At 59.7% G+C, this 17,763-nt stretch carries 15 protein-coding genes; 7 read left to right on the forward strand and 8 right to left on the reverse strand.

What is annotated here, in order from left to right:
- Positions 1–5: 5 nt before the first annotated feature.
- The 3 genes from kdpC to kdpE all read left to right on the forward strand — a co-directional run bounded on the left by kdpC (position 6) and on the right by kdpE (position 4,051).
- Entirely contained in the window at positions 6–575 is a 570-nt protein-coding gene (gene kdpC, locus J9788_RS12475; protein WP_182264971.1) for a potassium-transporting ATPase subunit KdpC, read from the forward strand.
- Positions 576–648: 73 nt separating this feature from the next.
- Positions 649–3,345: a two-component system sensor histidine kinase KdpD gene (gene kdpD, locus J9788_RS12480; RefSeq protein ID WP_182264972.1), complete on the forward strand. Its 2,697-nt coding sequence runs from the start codon at positions 649–651 to the stop codon at positions 3,343–3,345.
- Between the two features lie 16 nt (positions 3,346–3,361).
- Positions 3,362–4,051, forward strand: coding sequence for a two-component system response regulator KdpE (gene kdpE / locus J9788_RS12485; RefSeq protein WP_033637458.1), 690 nt, complete (start codon positions 3,362–3,364; stop codon positions 4,049–4,051).
- Positions 4,052–4,078: 27 nt separating this feature from the next.
- Here the strand turns inward: kdpE and J9788_RS12490 are convergent, their stop codons facing one another.
- From J9788_RS12490 to seqA, 4 genes are all read right to left on the reverse strand, one after another.
- The gene (locus tag J9788_RS12490) at positions 4,079–4,378 is read right to left on the reverse strand and encodes a DUF3861 domain-containing protein (RefSeq protein WP_033642181.1); all 300 of its coding nucleotides are present in this window, start codon (positions 4,376–4,378) and stop codon (positions 4,079–4,081) included.
- On the reverse strand, positions 4,378–5,016 hold the full coding sequence (locus J9788_RS12495) for a PadR family transcriptional regulator (protein WP_182264973.1): 639 nt from the start codon (positions 5,014–5,016) through the stop codon (positions 4,378–4,380). The genes J9788_RS12490 and J9788_RS12495 overlap by 1 nt, the downstream gene beginning before the upstream one ends.
- A 191-nt stretch (positions 5,017–5,207) precedes the next feature.
- Positions 5,208–6,851 carry a phosphoglucomutase (alpha-D-glucose-1,6-bisphosphate-dependent) gene (gene pgm / locus J9788_RS12500; RefSeq protein ID WP_046897103.1) on the reverse strand — a complete coding sequence of 548 codons (1,644 nt, stop codon included), beginning with the start codon at positions 6,849–6,851 and terminating at the stop codon, positions 5,208–5,210.
- A gap of 77 nt (positions 6,852–6,928) precedes the next feature.
- Positions 6,929–7,471, reverse strand: a complete 543-nt coding sequence (gene seqA / locus J9788_RS12505; protein ID WP_046896779.1) for a replication initiation negative regulator SeqA — start codon at positions 7,469–7,471, stop codon at positions 6,929–6,931.
- A 224-nt stretch (positions 7,472–7,695) separates the two neighbouring features.
- On the opposite strand from seqA, the gene ybfF reads away from it, so the two are divergent.
- The 4 genes from ybfF to fur all read left to right on the forward strand — a co-directional run bounded on the left by ybfF (position 7,696) and on the right by fur (position 10,592).
- Entirely contained in the window at positions 7,696–8,469 is a 774-nt protein-coding gene (gene ybfF / locus J9788_RS12510) for an esterase (protein WP_182264974.1), read from the forward strand.
- A gap of 256 nt (positions 8,470–8,725) precedes the next feature.
- Positions 8,726–9,013, forward strand: a complete 288-nt coding sequence (gene ybfE / locus J9788_RS12515; RefSeq protein WP_004939936.1) for a LexA regulated protein — start codon at positions 8,726–8,728, stop codon at positions 9,011–9,013.
- A gap of 263 nt (positions 9,014–9,276) precedes the next feature.
- Positions 9,277–9,816, forward strand: coding sequence for a flavodoxin FldA (fldA, locus tag J9788_RS12520; RefSeq protein WP_004939938.1), 540 nt, complete (start codon positions 9,277–9,279; stop codon positions 9,814–9,816).
- Positions 9,817–10,145: 329 nt separating this feature from the next.
- Positions 10,146–10,592, forward strand: a complete 447-nt coding sequence (fur, locus tag J9788_RS12525; RefSeq protein WP_019454058.1) for a ferric iron uptake transcriptional regulator — start codon at positions 10,146–10,148, stop codon at positions 10,590–10,592.
- A 249-nt stretch (positions 10,593–10,841) separates the two neighbouring features.
- On the opposite strand, the gene J9788_RS12530 is transcribed toward fur, so the two are convergent.
- The 4 genes from J9788_RS12530 to glnS all read right to left on the reverse strand — a co-directional run bounded on the left by J9788_RS12530 (position 10,842) and on the right by glnS (position 17,530).
- A complete protein-coding gene (locus J9788_RS12530) occupies positions 10,842–13,499 on the reverse strand; it encodes a beta-N-acetylhexosaminidase (RefSeq protein ID WP_182264975.1) in 2,658 nt (885 codons plus the stop codon).
- Between the two features lie 13 nt (positions 13,500–13,512).
- Positions 13,513–13,839: a ChiQ/YbfN family lipoprotein gene (chiQ, locus tag J9788_RS12535; protein ID WP_046686572.1), complete on the reverse strand. Its 327-nt coding sequence runs from the start codon at positions 13,837–13,839 to the stop codon at positions 13,513–13,515.
- Positions 13,840–13,884: 45 nt separating this feature from the next.
- Positions 13,885–15,288 carry an OprD family outer membrane porin gene (locus tag J9788_RS12540; RefSeq protein WP_033642176.1) on the reverse strand — a complete coding sequence of 468 codons (1,404 nt, stop codon included), beginning with the start codon at positions 15,286–15,288 and terminating at the stop codon, positions 13,885–13,887.
- Between the two features lie 577 nt (positions 15,289–15,865).
- Positions 15,866–17,530: a glutamine--tRNA ligase gene (gene glnS / locus J9788_RS12545; protein WP_046896777.1), complete on the reverse strand. Its 1,665-nt coding sequence runs from the start codon at positions 17,528–17,530 to the stop codon at positions 15,866–15,868.
- Positions 17,531–17,763: the final 233 nt, after the last annotated feature.

Below are 17,763 nucleotides of genomic sequence, written 5' to 3' on the forward strand. Positions count from 1 at the left end.
TGAACATGACGTATTTACGACCTGCGCTGGTGATGTTGATCCTGCTGACGCTGATCACCGGCATCGCCTATCCGCTGCTGACCACCGGGCTGGCGCAGCTGCTGTTTTCGGGCGCGGCCAACGGTTCGCTGCTGTACCAGGGCAACAAGGCGGTCGGCTCCGCGTTGATCGGCCAGAAGTTCACGCGCGCCGACTATTTCTGGGGCCGCCCGTCGGCGACCGGCGATTCAGCCTATAATCCACTGGCCTCCGCCGGCAGCAACCTGGCGGCCACCAACCCGGCGCTGGATAAGGCTATCGCCGAACGCGCGGCGCAGCTGCGCCAGGCCAATCCGGCCATGAGCGGCCCGATCCCGGTGGATCTGCTGACCGCCTCCGGCAGCGGGCTGGATCCGCAGATCTCGACCGCTGCGGCGCGGTATCAGCTGGCGCGGGTCGCGGCGGCGCGTCATCTGCCGCCGGAACAGGTCGCCAAACTGATCGAAGACAACACCGATCGGGCCACGCCCAACTTCATGGGCGAATCGGTGGTCAACGTGCTGAAACTGAACCTGGCGCTGGATGCGTTGAAGTAACGCGCCGTATTCAGCATAGTGATAGGGTTCGGCGTGCCGAACCCCTTTTTGCTTGGTAACACAAGGAATTGTCATGGTCGAAGAAGAACAGCAGCGTCCCGATCCCGATAGCCTGCTGGCGCTGGCCAATGAAAAACCGCGCGGCCGGTTGAAGGTATTCTTCGGCGCCTGCGCCGGCGTGGGCAAAACCTACGCCATGCTGCAGGAGGCCCAGCGTTTGCGCGCTCAGGGGCTGGATGTGCTGGTCGGCGTGGTGGAAACCCACGGCCGCAGCGAGACCGCCGCCCTGCTCGACGGCCTGGCGCTGTTGCCGCAAAAGCGCATCCAGCATCGTGGGCGACTGGTGCATGAATTCGACCTCGACGCCGCGTTGGCGCGCCATCCGGCGCTGATCCTGATGGACGAACTGGCGCACAGCAACGCCCACGGTTCGCGCCACCCCAAACGCTGGCAGGATGTGGAAGAGCTGCTGGACGCCGGCATCGACGTGCTGACTACCGTCAACGTGCAACATTTGGAAAGTCTGAACGACGTGGTGGGCGGCGTGACCGGCGTGCGGGTGCGCGAAACGGTGCCCGACCACGTGTTTGACGAGGCCAGCGAAGTGGTGCTGGTCGATCTGCCGCCGGACGATCTGCGCCGACGGCTGCACGAAGGCAAAGTGTATATTCCCGGCCAGGCCGAGCGCGCCATCGAGCATTTTTTCCGTAAAGGCAACCTGATCGCCCTGCGCGAGTTGGCGCTGCGCCGCACCGCCGATCGGGTCGATGACCAGATGCGCGAGTTTCGCGACACCCAGGGGCGCGAGAAAGTGTGGCACACCCGCGACAGCATTCTGCTGTGCGTCGGCCACAACAGCGGCAACGAAAAGCTGGTGCGCATCGCCGCCCGGCTGGCGGCGCGGCTCGGCTGCCACTGGCATGCGGTCTACGTGGAAACCCCCAAGCTGCACCGGCTGCCGGAAAACCAGCGCCGCGCCATTCTGCGCGCGCTGCGGCTAGCGCAGGAGCTGGGCGCCGAAACCGCCACCCTGGCCGATCCGTCCGAAGAGCGCGCAGTGCTGCGCTACGCCCGCGAGCATAACCTCGGCAAAATCATCATCGGCCGCCGCAGCGAGCAGCGCTGGAAGCTGCGCGGCAGTTTCGCCGATCGCCTCGGCCGGCTGGGCCCGGATCTCGATCTGGTGATCGTCGCGCTGGACAACGACGCCGCACAGCCGCCGCCGGGCAAGGAGCACGACGGCCGCAGCTTCAATGAGAAATGGCGCATGCAGCTGCGCGGCTGCGCGGTGGCGGTGGCGCTGTGCGCGCTGATTACCCTGCTCTCGCAGTGGCTGCTGCCGGGCTTCGATCAGGCCAACCTGGTGATGGTCTACCTGCTCGGCGTGGCGATCGTCGCGCTGTTCTTCGGCCGCTGGCCATCGGTGCTGGCGGCGGTGATCAACGTCGCCAGTTTCGATCTGTTCTTCGTTCAGCCCGAATGGTCGTTCGCCGTCAGCGATATGCAGTATCTGCTGACCTTCGGCGTGATGCTCGCCGTCGGCATCATCATCGGCAACCTGACCGCCGGGGTGCGTTATCAGGCCCGGGTGGCGCGCTATCGCGAGCAGCGGGCGCGCCACCTGTACGAAATGTCACGCGGGCTGAGCCGCGCGCTGACCGTGGCCGACATCGCCAACACCAGCCGTCATTTCCTCTCCAGCAGCTTCCAGGCGAAAACCGTGCTGCTACTACCGCAGGAAGACGGTCGGCTGCAGCAAATGATCGGCGAGGAAGGCGGGCTGCTGTCGGTAGACGAAGCCATCGCACGCTGGAGTTTCGATAAAGGCTTGCCGGCCGGCGCCGGCACCGACACCCTGCCCGGCGTGCCTTACCAGCTGCTGCCGCTCAATACCCCCAAACAGACCTTCGGCCTGTTAGCCATCGAACCCAACAACCTGCGCCAGCTGATGGTGCCGGAACAACAGCGGCTGCTGCAAACCTTCGCAGTGCTGATCGCCAGCGCGCTGGAACGGCTGCACCTGGCGCGCAGCGCCGAAGAAGCCAAGCTGGACGCCGAACGCGAACAGCTGCGCAACTCGCTGCTGGCGGCGCTGTCGCACGATCTGCGCACCCCGCTGACCGTGCTGTTCGGCCAGGCGGAAATTCTCACGCTGGACCTCGCGGCCGAAGGCTCCAATCACGCCACCCAGGCCAGCCAGATCCGCCAGCAGGTGCTGAGCACCACCCGGCTGGTGAACAACCTGCTGGATATGGCGCGCATCCAGTCCGGCGGTTTCAGCCTGCGTAAAGAGTGGCAGTCGCTGGAAGAGATCGTCGGCGCCTCGCTGCACATGCTGGAACCGCTGCTCAGCCAGCATCCGATCGAGGTCGAGCTGCCGCCGGAACAGATCCTGGTCAACTGCGACGGCAGCCTGCTGGAACGGGTGTTCACCAACCTGTTGGAAAACGCCAATAAATACGCCGGCGCCGAGGCCACCATCGGCATTCGCGCCCGCACGCTGCCCGAGTGGCTGGAAGTCGAGGTCTGGGATAACGGCCCCGGCATCCCCGCCGATCAGCTGCAGCTGATTTTCGACAAGTTTTCACGCGGCAATAAAGAGTCGGCGATCCCCGGCGTCGGCTTGGGGTTAGCGATTTGTCGTGCCATTATTGAAGTGCATGACGGCCGCATCTGGGCGGAAAACGGCGCCAACGGCGGCGCCAGCTTCCGCTTCGTGCTGCCGCTGGAAAAACCGCCCGAGATCGACGGCGACGCCTTCGATCTGTAATCAACGCAGGGGAAACGTGAGCATAACGCCAACCAACATTCTGATTGTTGAAGATGAAAAAGAGATCCGCCGCTTCGTGCGCACCGCGCTGGAGAGCGAAGGCCTGCGGGTGTTTGAAAGTGAAACGCTGCAGCGGGGGCTGATTGAGGCCGGCACGCGCAAACCGGATCTGATCATCCTGGATTTGGGGTTGCCGGATGGCGACGGGCTGAGCTACATCCGCGATCTGCGGCAGTGGAGCGCCATTCCGGTGATCGTGCTGTCGGCGCGCAACGCCGAAGAGGACAAGATCGCCGCGCTGGACGCCGGCGCCGACGACTACCTCAGCAAGCCGTTCGGCATCGGCGAGCTGCTGGCGCGGGTGCGGGTCGCGCTGCGCCGCCACTCCGCCAGCCAACAGGAAAGCCCGCTGGTGAGCTTTTCGGCGATCACCGTCGATCTGGTGAATCGCCGGGTGCTGCGCAACGACGAAGATCTGCATCTGACGCCGATCGAGTTTCGCCTGTTGGCGGAGCTGCTGGCCAACGCCGGCAAGGTGATCACCCAACGTCAGCTATTGAGCCACGTCTGGGGGCCGAACTACGTAGAGCACAGCCACTATCTGCGCATCTACATGGGCCATTTGCGGCAGAAGCTCGAAGCCGATCCGGCCCGGCCCAAACACCTGCTGACCGAAACCGGCGTCGGCTATCGTTTCATGCCTTAACCCCGGTGGGCGCGGCTTGCCGCGCCTTTACGCCGCCGGGCCCTTCTTCAATCCGACCATAAATTCCTTAAACGCCTCGCGCAGCGGCGCGAACACCGGGTGTTTGCGGTTTTCGATCATCACTTCGGAGAACAGTTTCAACCCTACGGCGAAGGCGGCGCTCTGCTCGGGGCCAAAGTTCAGATCGTCACGCGCCCGAATGCGCTCGACGATCTCGAGAATATCGTCGTGGTTGCTCACTTCAAAACTCAGCGGCGCTTTCTCGACGGGATTGCCCTGGCGATCGCTCAGGGCTTCAACGGTAATGTTAAAACGGTGGCCGGGCATCAGTTCTTCTCCTGTTGCGAAGGTTGAATCTGCATTTCGCTTTCGATCGCCGCCACGGCGGTCAGCAACGCGGCGTTGATGCGCTCCACCTGCTGCGGCGTGAGATCGGCGCGCATCACGTTGCCGCGCAGCAGGCTGCGCAGACGGTTCATGGCGTCGTAGATGCCTTCCGCCAGGTTGCCGTGCCGATGACGCTCGCGGCCGGCACCCGCCAGACGCGCCAGAATGACCTCAACCACCTGTTGATGCTTTTGCAGCTCGCTCTCGCCCGCCGCGGTGATGCGGTAGCTTTTGCGGCCGTTGCCGGTGGTGAGCGGTTCGAGGAAATCCTGCTCTTCCAGCAGCGTCAGCGTGGGGTAAATCACCCCCGGGCTCGGTACATACAGGCCGGAAGACGCTTCCTCGATCGCCTTGATCAATTCGTACCCGTGGCTGGGCTTGCGCGCCACCAGCGCCAGCAACACCAGGCGCAGATCGCCGTGTTCGAACAGACGATGACGCCCGCCCCGGCCGCCGCGCCCACCCCGGCCGTGCTCTTCGCCTTCGCCGCCGAAGTGATGGCGCCCGCTGCGATGACGACGGCCCTCTTCGCATTCATGGTGATGATGATGCCGGTGTAAACCTAATCGATGAAACATAAGGTGAGACCTCGCTTTAGTTGGGAACATCAATACGAGGTTGTTTAGATATATCTAAACAGCATCGATAGCGCTAATCTAGATCGATATATCTAAATGCGCAAGCGCGTGCCGTGAAAAAGATATATCTAAATAGCGCCCATAAAAAAAGCGCTGTAAAAACAGCGCTTTTTATCAATCAAGAAAAGCGATTACTTGGCGGAAGCCAGCACTTCGCTGACGATCTCGACCGCTTCGTGCTCGATTTTCTCGCGGTGTTTCGCCCCGAGGAAACTCTCGCAATAGATCTTGTATGCCTCTTCGGTGCCGGAAGGACGGGCCGCGAACCAGCCGTTGTCGGTCATCACTTTCAGGCCGCCGATCGACGCGCCGTTGCCCGGCGCTGCGGTCAGACGTGCGGTGATCGGGTCCCCGCCCAGCGTACTGGCCTTGACCATCTCCGGCGACAGCTTGGACAGCGCCGCTTTCTGCGCATGGGTTGCCGGCGCCTGGATGCGGTTGTAGCTTGGCGCACCGAAACGCTTGGCCAGATCGTCATAGTGATGCTGCGGGTTCTCACCGGTTACCGCGGTGATTTCAGCCGCCAGCAGGCACATGATGATGCCGTCTTTGTCGGTCGACCACGGCTGACCGTTGAAGCGCAGGAACGAGGCCCCGGCGCTCTCTTCGCCGCCAAAGCCCAGGCTGCCGTCGAACAGGCCGTCCACGAACCACTTGAAGCCGACCGGCACTTCCACCAGCTTGCGGCCCAGATCGGCTACCACGCGATCGATCATCGCGCTGGACACCAGCGTTTTACCTACCGCAACATCGGCGCCCCACTGCGGGCGATGCTGGAACAGGTAGTTGATGGCTACCGCCAGATAGTGGTTCGGGTTCATCAGGCCCTTCGGCGTGACGATGCCGTGGCGGTCGTAATCCGGATCGTTGGCGAACGCCAGATCGAATTTGTCGCGCAGCGCCAGCAGGCCGGCCATCGCCGACTCCGACGAGCAGTCCATGCGGATGATGCCGTCGTGATCCAGGTGCATAAAGCGGAACGTCTGATCGATGGAATCGTTCACCAGCGTCAGATCCAGCTTGTAGTGTTCCGCTACCCGTTGCCAATAGGCGATGCCGGAACCGCCGAGCGGATCCACGCCCAGCTTCAGGCCGGCGCGTTGGATGGCCGGCATGTCGACCACCTCCACCAGCCCTTCGACGTAAGGCTGCACCAGATCTTTGGCGTGCAGATGGCCGCTGTTCCAGGCCTTGTCCAGCGACTGACGCTGCACGCCTTTCAGCTGCTGCGCCAGCAGTTCGTTGGCGCGCTTTTCGATCACCGACGTCAGGTTGGTGTCAGCCGGGCCGCCGTTCGGCGGATTGTATTTGATGCCGCCGTCTTCCGGCGGGTTATGGGACGGCGTAATGACGATGCCGTCGGCCTGCGCGCCGCCGCGGCGGTTGTGGCACAAAATGGCATGCGATACTGCCGGCGTTGGCGTGAAGCCGTTGTTTTCCTGCACGATCACATCGACGCCGTTGGCGGTCAGCACTTCCAGCACGGAAATAAAGGCCGGCTCGGACAGCGCATGGGTGTCTTTGCCCACGTAGCACGGGCCGGTGGTGCCCTGCTGATGACGAACTTCGGCGATCGCCTGAGCGATGGCGAGGATGTGCGCTTCGTTGAAGCTGTGGCGCTGCGCGCTGCCGCGGTGGCCGGAGGTGCCAAACTTCACCGCATGTGCGGCATTGCCGGCTTCCGGTTGCAGCACATAGTACTGCGACGTCAGCTGGGCTACGTTGATCAGATCGCTTTGACGGGCGGGCTGCCCGGCACGTGGATTATTCGCCATCGACATATCTCCCTCATCCCTGTCGGTGACCGGGCAAATACGTCGCGCACGGCCATCATGACGGGCTGTTCGCTAAATTAGACGGTACCGCAAACTTTCTCGATCAGTTCCGCCGGGAACTGCATCGCCTGCATGATGTGTTCGATCATGCTGCGTTTGCGGCCGGTATTGGTATTGGTGATCACCCAGTAAGGGGTGCCCGGTACATGCTTCGGCTTGGTATGCGTGCCGTTGGCCAGCAGGGTCTGCTGATCGCCGGCGAAATAGGTGCGGGTACGGCCGGTCAACGCCTCGGTGGCGGCGGCAAAACCGGCGGCATCGAGGGTGTACAGCGTGGACAGCACCAGCATGAAACGGTTGACCGCTTTGTTCTGCTCGGCGTATTCATCCGACAGCAGCAGTTCACGCACGGCGCGTACGCGATCGCGCGGGCGCTGAACCGGCGCCGCTTTTTCCGGTTCGACGGACGGCGACGCACTGGCGGCAGGCAACGCGCGCACCGGCTGACCGGCGGTGAATTTCAACATGCGGCGTAAAATATCGGACGCGCTTTCACCGATGTGTTGCGTGTGGCTGGCAATATAACGGTAAAGCTCTTCGTCGACTTCAATAGTTTTCATCTTTATCCAATACTGTTTTTTCTACTTAGAACCTGAAGCCAGATCCTGCATTCAAGCCATGGGATTATAAGGTTAAAAGCGCTGGGGCGAACACAACAATGTGCCTCCGGACGGCAAATGCAGACTAATACCTATAGCCGGCACTGCCAAGCCCGCGCCGCGAAAATTCCGCATGATTCATCGTGCGATTCAATCATGATACCCTAATCTGAATCTCTCTCAGTATGAACTTCGCCATGAAATTACATTATCAACTGCTGGCCGCCGAGTCAGACGCGCTGCCGGTGCTGCTGATCCACGGGCTGTTCGGCAATCTGGACAACCTGGGCGTGCTGGCGCGCGATCTGCATCAGCGTCACAGCGTAATTAAGGTCGATCTGCGCAACCACGGCCTCTCCCCGCGCGCCGACGAGATGAACTACCCCGCGATGGCGCAGGATCTGCTGGAGCTCCTCGACGAACTGCGGCTTGAGAAAGCGATCGTCATCGGCCATTCGATGGGCGGCAAAGCGGCGATGGCGCTGACCGCCATCGCGCCCGAGCGCGTCGCCAAGCTGATCGTCATCGACGTCGCGCCGGTGAATTATCAGACCCGACGTCACGACGAGATTTTCGCCGCCCTGAAGGCCGTCAGCGCCGCCGGCATCACCCAGCGCCAGGCCGCCGCCCAGCTGATGCGCGATTACCTGCAGGAAGAAGGTGTGATCCAGTTCCTGCTGAAATCCTTCCATAACGGCAAATGGCGCTTCAACCTGTCGGTGCTGATTGAACGCTATGATGACATCACCGGCTGGCAGGACGTGCCGGCCTGGCCGCACCCGACCCTGTTCATTCGCGGCGGCCTGTCGCCGTACGTGCAGGACAGCTACCGTGCGGACATCGCCCGCCAGTTCCCGCAGGCCCGCGCGCACGTCGTTGCCGGCACCGGCCATTGGGTGCACGCCGAAAAACCGGAGGCGGTGCTGCGCGCCATCCACCGTTTCCTCGACGAAGCCTGAAAAATACGCTCACCTGGCGAAAAAACGCGCTAAAGATAACGGCTTAGCGCGTTTAGCCCGCAGTTAGGCATTGTCGCCGCTCCATCTGCTGGGGTAATATGGCGCGCTATAATTTTGCCGCCGCGCCAGCGCGTTCGCGAACGCCGGGTCGGGGGTGAATTTGGGTTAGGGTTTATTGGCCCGAAGTGTGTTAACCGATGCCTCCGGAAGCGTGCGAGCGCTTTTTGATGCAAACTCCCTTGCAGTACCGCTACCTATGGCAAAAGAACAAACGGATCGCACGACGCTGGATCTGTTCGCAGATGAACGCCGTCCGGGGCGCCCGAAAACCAACCCGCTTTCCCGCGATGAACAGCTTAGAATCAATAAGCGCAATCAGTTACGGCGCGATAAAGTGCGTGGATTGCGGCGCGTAGAGCTGAAAATCAACGCGGATGCGGTGGACGCCCTGAACAAACTGGCGGAACAGCGCAACATCAGCCGCAGCGAACTCATCGAGCAGATGCTGTTGGCGCAACTGGCGGAAGAACAGCCGGAACATTGATCTCTTCGGCCGCACGCGCGGCGCGGCGTTAAGGACAACGCCGGATCGACACGCTTTTCTTCATCTCCGGCATCGCATAAATGCGATAAAACCCCGGCGCCACTTTCTGGCATGATACGCATTTACCGGTAAGAGACTGCGCCTGTCGGCGCCCGCCCCCCGCGGCGAACGGCTCTTGCCATGGCATCATTTTAATCGGCGTCAGCGGCGGCAGTGCTGGCATCGAGTAATGCAATTACTTGAATTTAAAGGTTATACGCGATATGGCTACTGTAGGCATTTTCTTTGGCAGCGACACTGGCAATACCGAAAACATTGCCAAAATGATCCAGAAAATTCTCCAGAAACAGTTTGGCGACGACGTCTCTGAAGTGCACGACATCGCTAAAAGCAGCAAAGAAGACCTGGAAGGGTTCGATATCCTGCTGCTGGGTATCCCGACCTGGTACTACGGTGAAGCGCAGTGTGACTGGGACGATTTCTTCCCGACGCTGGAAGAAGTCGATTTCAACGGCAAACTGGTGGCGCTGTTCGGCTGCGGCGACCAGGAAGACTACGCGGAATATTTCTGTGACGCGATGGGCACCATCCGCGACATCATCGAACCGCGCGGCGCGGCCATCGTGGGCCACTGGCCGACCAAAGGCTACCACTTCGAAGCCTCCAAAGGCCTGGCGGACGACAACCACTTCATCGGTCTGGCGATCGACGAAGACCGTCAGCCGGAGCTGACCAACGAGCGTGTCGACGCCTGGGTCAAACAGATCGTCGAAGAGCTGAGCCTGGCCGATATCGTCGGCTAAACGCCGGGACTGGCGAAAGGTTGAACAAAGGCCCTGTAAAGTGCATAGTGTGCCGACAGGGCCGTCATCGGCAACAGGGATTGCTGCGATAGAAGCTACAGATTTGTAACTTCCCACCCCGTCACGGTAGACTGAGATATCGGTTTATCCCATCCATCAAGGCGTTGCATGCAAAACATGCAATAGTGCAATTATATCTTTGTTAACAACCGGCGGTTTCCATTTAGTACAACCGGTTCTATAATGAGACGCATTAACTCTTTGTGCCGACCGATGCCACAGGCGAGTACGCCTCAACTTGATTAGCATAGTAACAGGACTGAATTCGCATGACCGACAACAACATCGCATTGAAGAAGGCCGGCTTAAAAGTCACGCTTCCGCGACTCAAAATCCTGGAAGTACTGCAAAATCCGGAATGCCATCACGTCAGTGCGGAAGATTTGTACAAAAAACTGATTGATATGGGCGAAGAGATCGGGCTGGCGACGGTTTATCGCGTACTGAACCAGTTTGACGATGCGGGCATTGTGACACGTCACAATTTCGAAGGCGGCAAGTCCGTGTTCGAGCTGACCCAACAGCATCACCACGATCACCTGATTTGCCTGGATTGCGGCAAAGTGATCGAATTCAGCGACGAATCCATCGAAGTGCGCCAGCGTGATATCGCCAAGCAGCACGGCATCAAGCTCACCAACCACAGTCTGTACCTGTACGGCCACTGTGAAACCGGTGACTGTCGCGAAGACGAAACGCTGCACGACAAGAAATAAGCCCTGACCGGCTATGAAAAACCGCCTCACCTTGAGGCGGTTTTTTTATGCCCGCCGTACAACGGGAAAAAAAATCCCCGGACCAGCCGGGGAAAATCATGTCATGAAATACCACAATTGCAGCGGCACAGCGACTCCACGTACTACTCTCACTACAACGTCCGCCCTGCGCCGACACGCGCGGGCGAACGCATTCCCCCTTCGTTATGATGCGGCCCGCCGCCAAAACTGCGGGCCGCACCGCCCTTCTTAGACCTTCTCGGCGCGGCTGTAGCGTTTGCCGTCCGGGCTGACCGAGCGCACCTGTACTTCGCCGGAGACCGCAGGTTTGGCCTTGGCATCATAGCGCTGCCACTGCTTACCGCCGTCGGTGGAATACTCGATGCCCAATCCCGGCAGCGCAATATTCGCCTCCAGCTTGCCGCCCGCCACGCGAGCGCCCGGCACCGGCAGACGATAAGCGACGCCGCCTTTGTCCAGCTTGGCCAGTTCACGCTGGCCCAGAATATTGGCGAAGCGCAGCCAATCTTTCTCCAGCGTCTTGGTATCGACAAAGTGGGTTTCCCCGCCTTTGTATTCGCGGCCGGCGCGATAGTCCTGCTCCCAACCGGCGCGATGCCAGGCGCGTTCCGCCACCGACAGCGCGCGTGGGAAGATCATGTATTCCATCTGCGGATCGGTGCGCTGGGTTTCGCTCCACAGCTGAGCGGACAGACCGTAGGCGCCCGGCCACGGCTTGTCGCTTTTGGCGTTAAAGTGGTTGCCGTCGCGGTCGACCGAGGTTTCCGCGTTCTGCGGCATGTTGTCCGGCGCGAAGCTGAACACCTTGCGCTCGTCGCTGAAGCGGGTGCCCCAGTAGTAACCACGCTCGTCCGGGTTCACCTCGTAAGGGAAGTCCATATAGACGTAGTCCGGGTTGGAGACCACCACTTCATATCCTTTGTTGGCCCAGTCGTTGACGCTATCGAAACCGCCCCAGTACAGGGTGTCCCAGAAGTTGACCCCCACGCGCGAGGTGGCGAACGCCTTCGAACTCTCGGCGTCCTTCAGGCCGTCTTGCCAGGCCTGCATTCTGTCGATGCCGTGCGCCTTCACCAGCTTGCTGACCTCTTGGCCGAAGTAGCTCGGCAGATGCTCCATGTCGGCCACTTTGCCCTCTTTGATCATCACCTGGCACACCTGCGACTTGGCCCACGGCTTGTCTTCATTGCTCTGGTCAATGATGCCTTTACCCGGTTCCGGTTTCGCCTTGTCGGTGTAGCCGGCGCCTAAACGAATGTTTTTCGCTTCGTCGCCGCCGAAGTGCCAGGTCTTGATCGGCTGGCCGGCTTCTTTATGCATCTGGGCAATCTCGCCAATCACCTTGTCGACAAAGCGCTGGGAGGAATCCAGGCACGGGTTCAGGTAACTCTGACGGTTAAAGAACTGCACCGAGGTGGTATTGGAGGTATCGGTCGGATCCACCAGGCGGAACTCGTTGGCCTCCTGCTCTTTGCCGGCGGCATGCAGTTTCTTGTAGCGCGCTTCCATCGAGACCACCGCGGCGCGGGCGTGCGCCGGCATGTCGATCTCCGGGATCACCTCAATCTGGCGCGCCTGGGCGTATTTGATGATGTCGATGTAGTCCTGACGAGTGAAGAAACCGCCGTAGACATCCGGCCCCTGGCCGTACTGCGGCAGCAGGCAGGTGGTTTCGCTCAGATCGTGGCAGCGCTGGCCGCCGACTTCCGTCAACTCAGGCAAGCCGGGAATTTCGATGCGCCAACCTTCGTCATCGCTCAGGTGGAAGTGGAATTTGTTGAGCTTGTAAGCCGCCATCTGATCCAGCAGGCGCAGCACCGCATCCTTCTTATGGAAGTTACGCGCCACGTCGAGGAAAATGCCGCGATACTGGAAGCGCGGCGCATCGCTGGCGTCGAGCGTGGCGATCTTGCCGCTGCCGTCGGTCGGCACTAACGACAGGATAGACTGCAACCCGTAGAACACCCCGGCCTGATCGAAGCCGATCACCCGCGCCTCTTTCTTGCCGATCTTCAGCTCATAAGCGCCCGGCACCGCCATCGCACCTTTAAACTTGCCCGGCTGGATGTCGGTCTTGATCGGGTAACCGTTGGCCTGAACCGGTACACCCAGCAGCGCGAAGCGCTGGTTGACGACCTCCGCCGCCGGCTTGACCAACGTGCTCAGATCCGGCGATACCCCTTTGCGCAGATCGGCGTCCTGCGCGTGCACTTTCACCTGCATCGGCGTCGGCACGATCTGGCCGCGCAGCGCCCCGGCGGGCAGCGTCTGCAGATCGGCGTTGCTGACAAAACGCGAAGCCGGCGTCATCAGAATATTTTTGTCGTCCTTGGTGCGCTTCCACTGATCGCCGGTAAATGGCGCCACAAACTGATCCAGATTTTCGGTGTCGGTATTCGCCAGCATTTTCGGCTTGGCGTCGCCGGACGTAGCATACCAGCGCGGCAGGAAGTCGTTTCTGAACAGCTGCCAGTATTCGGCGACCACCGGGATTTCCACCGCCTTACCGGCCGGGAAACCGCTGAACTTGGCGGTGGGCTCCAGCTTGTACAGATCGCCGGTGAGGTGAGCGATCTTGAACTGATCGTTGTCTACCCGCAGAGTCTGGCGCGGGCTGTGGAAATAAATGATCCAGTCTTTGCCGTCGATCGCCTGCCCGTCGTTGCTCAGGGTGAACAACACCCGGTTGCATGAGGCCCAGTCGGCGCCCAGCGCCGCGCAATCCACGCCGTTTTCCCCGGCGCGGTTATCCAGCATTTTCACGTTCAGCTTCAGTTGGCTCAGCTGATCCACCAGCTGTTGATCGGCCATGGCGCTCCCCATGCCGCCCAGGAATCCCATCGTTGCCGTCAAGGCGGCCAGTGCGCTCAGTTTGAATGCGTTCATCTTCTCGTCCTTCTTAATTATTGTTATCGCGAATTTCTTGCCACAGCTTGCCGCACTTGGCGTCGTAAGCCTGACCGTTACCGCTGTGAACCGCCATAATGCAGTTCTGATAATCCATCACCCGCACCGTTTCCTGCGCGGCGAACTGCTGGTGCTGTTTCTCTTGCTTCAGCACGTTAAGCACCGCCTTGCACGGCTGCAGACGCTCCGGCGAGCCTTCCGCGGTATTGATGCAGGCGCTGTAAGCCTGTTTCAACCTGGCGTCTTCCGGCGGCGCAGCGGGTTGCGCACAGGCGCTCAGGGCCGCAGCGGCCGCCAACATCAGCATGATTTTTTTCATCGTTGAATTCCCTTAACTGCCCCGGCGGCGAGGCCGGGGAACGCATCAGAAGATGGTGAATGGCGCGATGACCATGAACTTGACGTCTTTCTCGTCCTGGAAGATGTTGCCGTAACCGCCGCCCCAGCTCGGAATGTTGGTGTGATTGTCATACTGGGTGTAATGCAGCTTGAGCAGCGTGCCCTTGGCTCGCCCTTCCTGGATGGTGTACATCGCGTCCAGACTCCAGGCGCTCTCTTTCAGGCGCTGGCTCTGATCGTAGATTGGGTTGGTGCTCGGCTTGGCGTCCCAGGCGTAAACGTAAGAGCCGCCGACCGCCATGCCCGGCAGGTTCCAGTTGCTGAGGTCATACATCACGCCGGCATACACCGCTTTCTCGCCGTTGGCGTTAAAGTCGGAGCGGTTATCCCACCACACGTCCAGGCGACCGTTTGACGAGGCGTAGGTCGGGGTCATACGTTGCAGGAAGAAGCCCTGATTGCCTTCCGCCTTGACCATGGTGCCTTCCAGACGCCAGTTGAACTGGCCGGTGGTGTAACCGAAGGTCAGGGCCTGCAGCCAGGCCAGGCCGTCGTAGATGCTGTTCGGATCGTTCTTGTTGCTGATGCGGTCTTCCGCGCCATAGAACTGGTAACTGGTGGTCAGCGGGTTGCCCAGCAGATCGAATTTGTAAGACGCCTTGGTGAAGTACTGATTCACGTACCCCTGGGCCTGGCCGTAAGCGGCTTCCAGCACCAGATCGTTTTTGAAATCGTACTTGGCGCCCAGCGAGTGCAGGTAGGAGACGCGGGTTTTCTTGTCGTTCTGGCGGAAGTCGTCCATCTCGATATGCCACGGCGCTTTGTATTTGTCGGCCCACATGTAGGAGAAACTCAACGCGCCGGCATCGCCGTAGTCGAACTTGGCGCCGGCTTCAGCCCCCTGATAAGTGCCCGGCATAAAGCTCCAGTGCGGCGCCAGCAGGGTTTGGCCGCTCGGCTGAATATAGCCGGCGCGCGCCCAGACCGGGCCGTATTTGAATTTGGCGGCGGCTTTGTACAGGCTGATACCGCCTTTGTCACCGGAGTAGTCTTCGTCGTAGGTACGGTTCTTCGAGGAGAATGCGATTTCGTTCGGGTGACCGCTGGCGCTGGATTCAGCCAGTTCGATGGCGGTAAAAGTGCCGACATCCAGACCGAACATGTCCCAGGCGTAGCCCGAGGCGAAATCCAGGCTCAGGTTGGCGGTGGAGTGGGACAGGTTGGTGGTGTATTGATTGTAATCCTTGCTGTCCGGATTGAGATCTTTACGGTCGCGCTCACGTTGCCAGTAATAAATGCCGCCGGTCAGCGTGGAATCCTCGATAAACCCTGCGGCTTTCGCCTCAGGCGCCATGGCAAACCCTGTTCCCAACAGCGCGCCCGCGACTGCGAGCGCCAGCGTTTTACGCTGAGCACCGTGCGTACCCATATTGAAATTCCTCTTTGACTTAACTTAAAAGTTGCAGCCGCCTGTGTTCACCACTGCCCTGCACGACTGCCAATAAAAAACCCGAACGGGTAAAAAATATTGCCGACGAGATGTTATTCCCACAGCACTAATTGCTACAGACAGACTATTTTTCGCGACGCGAATTATCAAATGAAAAATGCGGAAGATTTGTCAAAGTATGACAAAGAGCACATATCGGTGATAATTTGTTACGCTGACATTCATGGAAGGTGTCGAATAAAAAATTCAATTAAATCAGAATAAATACAGATACCAGGTCAACCAGAGACGATTAATGGTTTCAGCCTGACTAAATGCGTCAGTCAGGAAATAAAATTTGAGAGCGCTCTCTAAATGAAATTAATTCGCATCACGAATATATAAGAAAAGATTAAGACTACTAAGCCCAATATAAGAAAACTTATTGATTAACGCACCGCAGTTAATTAAAAGCAGCCCGGAAAAACGTGGCGGGAATAGAGGATTTGCTCAATCGCAGGCATAAAAAAGCGCGGCCTGAGCCGCGCTGATACATTAATTTTCGAGGCGATTAAGATTAGCCTTCGATTTTCGCCCAGGTGTCACGCAGACCGACGGTGCGGTTAAACACCAGGTGCTCAGCCGAAGAGTAATGGCTGTCGGCGCAGAAGTAGCCTTCACGCTCGAACTGATAGGCTTTCTCCGGCTGTGCGGCCGCCAGACTCGGCTCAACGAAACCGTGCTTGATCACCAGCGATTCCGGGTTAATGGTGGAGAGGAAGTCCTCCGCCGCACCCGGGTTAGGTACGCTGAACAGGCGATCGTACAGGCGAATTTCCGCCGGCAGCGCGTGCGCCGCAGACACCCAGTGGATCACGCCCTTCACCTTGCGGCCGTCGGTAGGATCTTTGCTCAGCGTTTCCGCATCGTAGCTGCAGAAGATGGTGGTGATCTCGCCCGCTTCGTCCTTCTCGACGCGCTCGGCCTTGATCACGTACGCATTGCGCAGACGCACTTCCTTACCCAACACCAGACGCTTGTACTGCTTGTTGGCTTCTTCGCGGAAGTCGGCGCGATCGATATAGATCTCACGGCTGAACGGCACATCGCGGTTGCCCATTTCCGGCTTGTTCGGGTGGTTAGGCATGCTGACCATTTCCACCGCGTCGCCCATGTTCTCGATAACGATTTTCACCGGATCGAGCACCGCCATGGCGCGCGGCGCGTTTTCGTTCAGATCGTCGCGAATGCAGGATTCCAGCGCCATCATTTCAACGTTGTTGTCTTGCTTGGTTACGCCGATGCGCAGGCAGAACTCGCGGATCGAGGCGGCGGTATAACCGCGGCGGCGCAGACCGGAGACGGTCGGCATGCGCGGGTCATCCCAGCCTTCGACGATCTTCTCGGCCACCAGCTGGTGCAGCTTGCGCTTCGACATGATGGCGTATTCGAGGTTGAGACGCGAAAACTCGTACTGACGCGGGTGGCAAGGAATGGTGATGTTATCCAGCACCCAGTCATACAGACGGCGGTTGTCCTGGAACTCCAGGGTGCACAGCGAATGGGTGATCCCTTCCAGCGCATCGGAAATGCAGTGGGTGAAATCGTACATCGGGTAGATGCACCATTTGTTGCCGGTCTGGTGGTGTTCGGCGAACTTGATGCGGTACAGCACCGGATCGCGCATCACGATAAACGGCGAAGCCATATCGATCTTGGCGCGCAGGCAGGCGGCTCCTTCGGCGAACTCGCCGTTGCGCATCTTCTCGAACAGCGCCAGGTTCTCTTCCACGCTGCGGCCGCGGTACGGGCTGTCTTTGCCCGGCGCAGTCAGGGTACCGCGATATTCACGGATCTGCTCCGGCGACAGTTCGTCGACGTAAGCCAGGCCCTTGGTGATCAGCTCCACCGCATACTGGTGCAGCTGATCGAAATAGTCTGAGGAGTAACGAACGTTGCCGCTCCACTCAAAGCCCAGCCACTCCACGTCGTGCTTGATAGACTCGACGAACTCGATGTCTTCTTTCACCGGGTTGGTGTCATCGAAGCGCAGGTTGCACTGGCCCTGATAGTCCTTGGCGATGCCGAAGTTCAGGCAGATGGACTTGGCGTGGCCGATATGCAGATAGCCGTTAGGCTCCGGCGGGAAACGGGTATGTACCGACGTGTGTTTCCCCGACGCCAGATCTTCATCGACGATCTGACGGATAAAATTGGTTGGGCGGGCTTCAGCCTCACTCATTTCACTGTTCCTCAATGCAAAGCGCTACACATAACCGCCTATGATCCAACAAGCCACGTCTGGAAACAACCGTTTGTTTCATGAAAAATGCGGCGCGTTGCACCATCGGCGCGCAGCGCACCGCCGTGGGGCGAAACGGGATAAAAAAAGCGGGAAGAGATCGCTCTCTTCCCGCCAAGTCGGGGCAAACGCCGCCATGATGCGTGTTCGGCCCCAGGCACTACTCAGGTAAA

This window comes from Serratia sp. X10 (assembly GCF_017811775.1).
Lineage (GTDB): Bacteria > Pseudomonadota > Gammaproteobacteria > Enterobacterales > Enterobacteriaceae > Serratia > Serratia ureilytica.

Coding starts and splice junctions, on each gene's coding strand:
- kdpC (WP_182264971.1), top strand. CDS start 6: ATGACGTATTTACGACCTGCGCTGGTGATGTTGATCCTGCTGACGCTG.
- kdpD (WP_182264972.1), top strand. CDS start 649: ATGGTCGAAGAAGAACAGCAGCGTCCCGATCCCGATAGCCTGCTGGCG.
- J9788_RS12490 (WP_033642181.1), bottom strand. CDS start 4,378: ATGCCCGGCCACCGTTTTAACATTACCGTTGAAGCCCTGAGCGATCGC.
- J9788_RS12495 (WP_182264973.1), bottom strand. CDS start 5,016: ATGTTTCATCGATTAGGTTTACACCGGCATCATCATCACCATGAATGC.
- pgm (WP_046897103.1), bottom strand. CDS start 6,851: ATGGCGAATAATCCACGTGCCGGGCAGCCCGCCCGTCAAAGCGATCTG.
- seqA (WP_046896779.1), bottom strand. CDS start 7,471: ATGAAAACTATTGAAGTCGACGAAGAGCTTTACCGTTATATTGCCAGC.
- ybfF (WP_182264974.1), top strand. CDS start 7,696: ATGAACTTCGCCATGAAATTACATTATCAACTGCTGGCCGCCGAGTCA.
- ybfE (WP_004939936.1), top strand. CDS start 8,726: ATGGCAAAAGAACAAACGGATCGCACGACGCTGGATCTGTTCGCAGAT.
- fldA (WP_004939938.1), top strand. CDS start 9,277: ATGGCTACTGTAGGCATTTTCTTTGGCAGCGACACTGGCAATACCGAA.
- fur (WP_019454058.1), top strand. CDS start 10,146: ATGACCGACAACAACATCGCATTGAAGAAGGCCGGCTTAAAAGTCACG.
- J9788_RS12530 (WP_182264975.1), bottom strand. CDS start 13,499: ATGAACGCATTCAAACTGAGCGCACTGGCCGCCTTGACGGCAACGATG.
- chiQ (WP_046686572.1), bottom strand. CDS start 13,839: ATGAAAAAAATCATGCTGATGTTGGCGGCCGCTGCGGCCCTGAGCGCC.
- J9788_RS12540 (WP_033642176.1), bottom strand. CDS start 15,288: ATGGGTACGCACGGTGCTCAGCGTAAAACGCTGGCGCTCGCAGTCGCG.
- glnS (WP_046896777.1), bottom strand. CDS start 17,530: ATGAGTGAGGCTGAAGCCCGCCCAACCAATTTTATCCGTCAGATCGTC.